General features: G+C 68.1%; 4 protein-coding genes. 3 read left to right on the top strand and 1 reads right to left on the bottom strand.

The window, feature by feature from the left end; genetic code table 11:
• Window positions 1-39: 39 nt before the first annotated feature.
• Window positions 40-657, bottom strand: a complete 618-nt coding sequence (locus ABZ070_RS36450) for a hypothetical protein (protein WP_356640393.1) — start codon at window positions 655-657, stop codon at window positions 40-42.
• A 364-nt stretch (window positions 658-1,021) separates the two neighbouring features.
• On the opposite strand from ABZ070_RS36450, the gene uraD reads away from it, so the two are divergent.
• The 3 genes from uraD to pucL all read left to right on the top strand — a co-directional run.
• On the top strand, window positions 1,022-1,543 hold the full coding sequence (gene uraD, locus ABZ070_RS36445; RefSeq protein ID WP_356640391.1) for a 2-oxo-4-hydroxy-4-carboxy-5-ureidoimidazoline decarboxylase: 522 nt from the start codon (window positions 1,022-1,024) through the stop codon (window positions 1,541-1,543).
• The gene (gene uraH / locus ABZ070_RS36440; protein ID WP_356640389.1) at window positions 1,540-1,938 is read left to right on the top strand and encodes a hydroxyisourate hydrolase; all 399 of its coding nucleotides are present in this window, start codon (window positions 1,540-1,542) and stop codon (window positions 1,936-1,938) included. Before uraD ends, uraH begins: the two co-directional genes overlap by 4 nt.
• Window positions 1,939-1,943: 5 nt before the next feature.
• Window positions 1,944-2,890, top strand: a 947-nt coding sequence (gene pucL / locus ABZ070_RS36435) for a factor-independent urate hydroxylase (RefSeq protein WP_356640387.1), incomplete at its 3' end; no start/stop codon positions are given.

The raw sequence follows: 2,890 nt of genomic DNA, 5'->3' as shown, positions 1-2,890 counted from the left end.
CGACACACGTCGAGGCCGGCGCTGCGCTGTGCGGCAGGGTCAGACTCCGCCACCTGCGACCGCGGCACCCGACAGGCCGGCGGTGGCGGGCAGGTACTGGGCGCCCGGGAGGTCGCCGATCGCGGGGAGTTCGTAGGCGGACAGACCGTCGGCCGACGGAAGGTACTCGGCGCCGGGGAAGTCACCGGCGGCGGGGAGGCCCCCCGAGTCGGTGAGGCCCCCGGTGCCGGGGAGTGCACCGACCGTCGCCGGAGGCCGCGGCACGGGGAGCTCGTCGGTCGCCGGCGTTTCCGCCGCGGGGGTGTCGCCGATCGCCGGCGCTTCCACCGCGGGGGTGTTACCGGTTGCGGGCGCTTCCGCCGCGGGGGCTTCCCCGGTCGCCGGCAGGTCTGCCGCCGGGGTGTCGCCGAGGCCCGACAGGCCACCGACGACACCGTCGAGGATGCCGGTCACCAGGCCGAGGGTGCCGGTGACCGTGCCGAGCAGGCCCCCGAGAAGGTCGCCGAGGCCTCCGGTGACGCCGCCCAGGGGGTCGTCCGCCGCGGCTTCGGCGACCACGGCGGTCTGGGCATGTGCGGGGGTGGCGAGGGCAACGGCGCCCAGGCTGAGGAGAGCGCTTGCTGCCGTGCAGGCGGCGAAGCGACGAACGCTTTTCATGTACTTGCTCCTGGCGATGCCGACATCGTTGTCGGTGAAACGAGCAACCGGAGGCGATGCTCCGGTCGAATGGGGACATGTCCGACACTAAGTCGTACGGGTTCGCAGGGCGCAGCGTGATGCTGCAACGGTGTCGGACGCCCGGTCGGGCCTGCGGCAGCCGCACGGCAGCCGCACGGAAGCCGCACGGAAGCCGCGCAGGGGTGGCGGCGGGGACCGCTCGAGGGTGCCGCGCCGGGTCAGGCTGGGCGCCTTATTTGCCACCCCAAGTTTTCAACAAAGTGTTGACGTCGTGTTGCCGAAGGGCGTTAGCTATCCGCAGCCCGTCCGACGCACCACGATGAAACAGGCCACGGAGGCTCCCGTGACTTCACTTCCGAACCCGGGCCTCGCCCGGTTCAACGCCTCCGAGGACAGTGCGGCCCTGGCCGCACTGCACGAGGTGTGCGCCAGTTCGGCGTGGGGGAGCAAACTGCTCGCCCAGCGACCGTACGCCACCACCGAGGCCCTCTTCGAGGCCAGTGACGCCGCCATGGCGGAGCTGACCGCCGAGGATCTGGCCGAGGCGATGGCCGGTCACCCGCCGATCGGCCGGCCGAAGCCCGGGGACCCGACCTCCTCCCGCGAACAGAGCGGGATGGCCGGCGCTTCCGAGGCCCTCAAGGCCGAAATGCTCGAGCTGAACCTTGCCTACCAGGACAAGTTCGGCCATGTCTTCCTGATCTGCGCCACCGGCCGTACAGGCGAGCAGATGCGGGACGCAGTACGCGAGCGGATCGGCAACTCGCCCGAACAGGAGCGGGAGATCGTCCGCGCCGAACTGGGCAAGATCAACCGCATCCGTCTGACCCGTCTCGCAGAGCTCGCAGAGGAACACAGCGCATGAGCACGCACACCACGGCCTCGGTGTCCACGCACATCCTGGACACCAGCGTCGGACGCCCCGCCGAGGGCGTCGCCATCTCACTGTCCGCCCGCAGTGGCGCCAAGGACCAGTGGGTGGCGCTCGGCGGTTCGAAAACCGACGCGGACGGGCGCTGCAAGGACCTGCCGGCCCTGCCGGAAGGCACGACACACGTGCGTCTCGACTTCGAGACCGAGACGTACTTCGAGAACAAGCAAGCCGATGCGCAGCAGGACGCCCCCGCGAATCGGGACAGCGGTGCATCCGGTGTGTTCTTCCCGGAAGTGGCGATCACCTTCGCCGTCGTACCGGGCGAGCACTACCACGTACCGCTGCTGCTCAACCCGTTCGGCTACTCCGTTTACCGAGGGAGCTAGCAGACATGCCCACGATTCTCGGCCAGAACCAGTACGGCAAAGCAGAGAACCGAGTCGTCAAGATCACGCGGGACGGCGACACCCATCACATCAAGGACCTGAACGTCTCCGTCGCCCTCTCCGGCGACATGGACGACGTCCACTACTCCGGCTCCAACGCCAACGTCCTGCCGACCGACACCACCAAGAACACGGTGTACGCGTTCGCCAAGGAGTACGGCATCGAGTCCGCCGAGCAGTTCGGCATTCACCTCGCCCGCCACTTCGTGACGAGTCAGGAGCCGATTCACCGGGCGCGCATCCGCATCGAGGAGTACTCCTGGGAGCGCATCGCCACCTCGGACAACAGCTCCAAGTTCATCGGCTCCGACGAGGTCAACCACTCCTTCGCCCGCAAGGGCCAGGAGCTGCGCACCGCCCAGATCACCTTCGACGGTGAGAAGTGGGAGGTCGTTACCGGCCTCAAGGACCTCACCGTCATGAACTCCACCAACTCGGAGTTCTGGGGCTACGTCAAGGACAAGTACACGACGCTCCAGGAGGCGTACGACCGCATCCTGTGCACCGACGTCGCCGCGGCGTGGCGCTACAACTGGACCAGCGACGAAGACCGGATGCCCAACTGGGAGAAGTCGTACGCGCAGGCCAAGAAGCACATCCTGCAGGCCTTCGCCGAGACGTACTCGCTCTCGCTGCAGCAGACCCTCTACCAGATGGGTTCGCGGGTCATCAACAGCCGTAGCGAGATCGACGAGATCCGCTTCTCGCTGCCGAACAACCACCACTTCCTGGTCGACCTCGAACCGTTCGGTCTCAAGAACGACAACGAGGTCTACTTCGCGGCGGACCGCCCGTACGGCCTCATCGAGGCCACCGTCCTCCGGGACGGCGTCGAGCTTGGTCCACCACGCCGAGGTCCTCACCCTCACCGGCGACTCCTACCGCACACGCC

Origin of the sequence: Streptomyces sp. NPDC006283, from assembly GCF_040613325.1 — a bacterium.
Lineage (GTDB): Bacteria > Actinomycetota > Actinomycetes > Streptomycetales > Streptomycetaceae > Streptomyces.
Note: the sequence above shows the minus strand (reverse complement) of the source record. Positions and strands in the feature narration are given on the sequence as shown.

Excerpts from the sequence above, each read along its gene's own strand:
- uraH (WP_356640389.1), top strand. The coding sequence starts at position 1,540 with ATGAGCACGCACACCACGGCCTCGGTGTCCACGCACATCCTGGACACC.
- ABZ070_RS36450 (WP_356640393.1), bottom strand. The coding sequence starts at position 657 with ATGAAAAGCGTTCGTCGCTTCGCCGCCTGCACGGCAGCAAGCGCTCTC.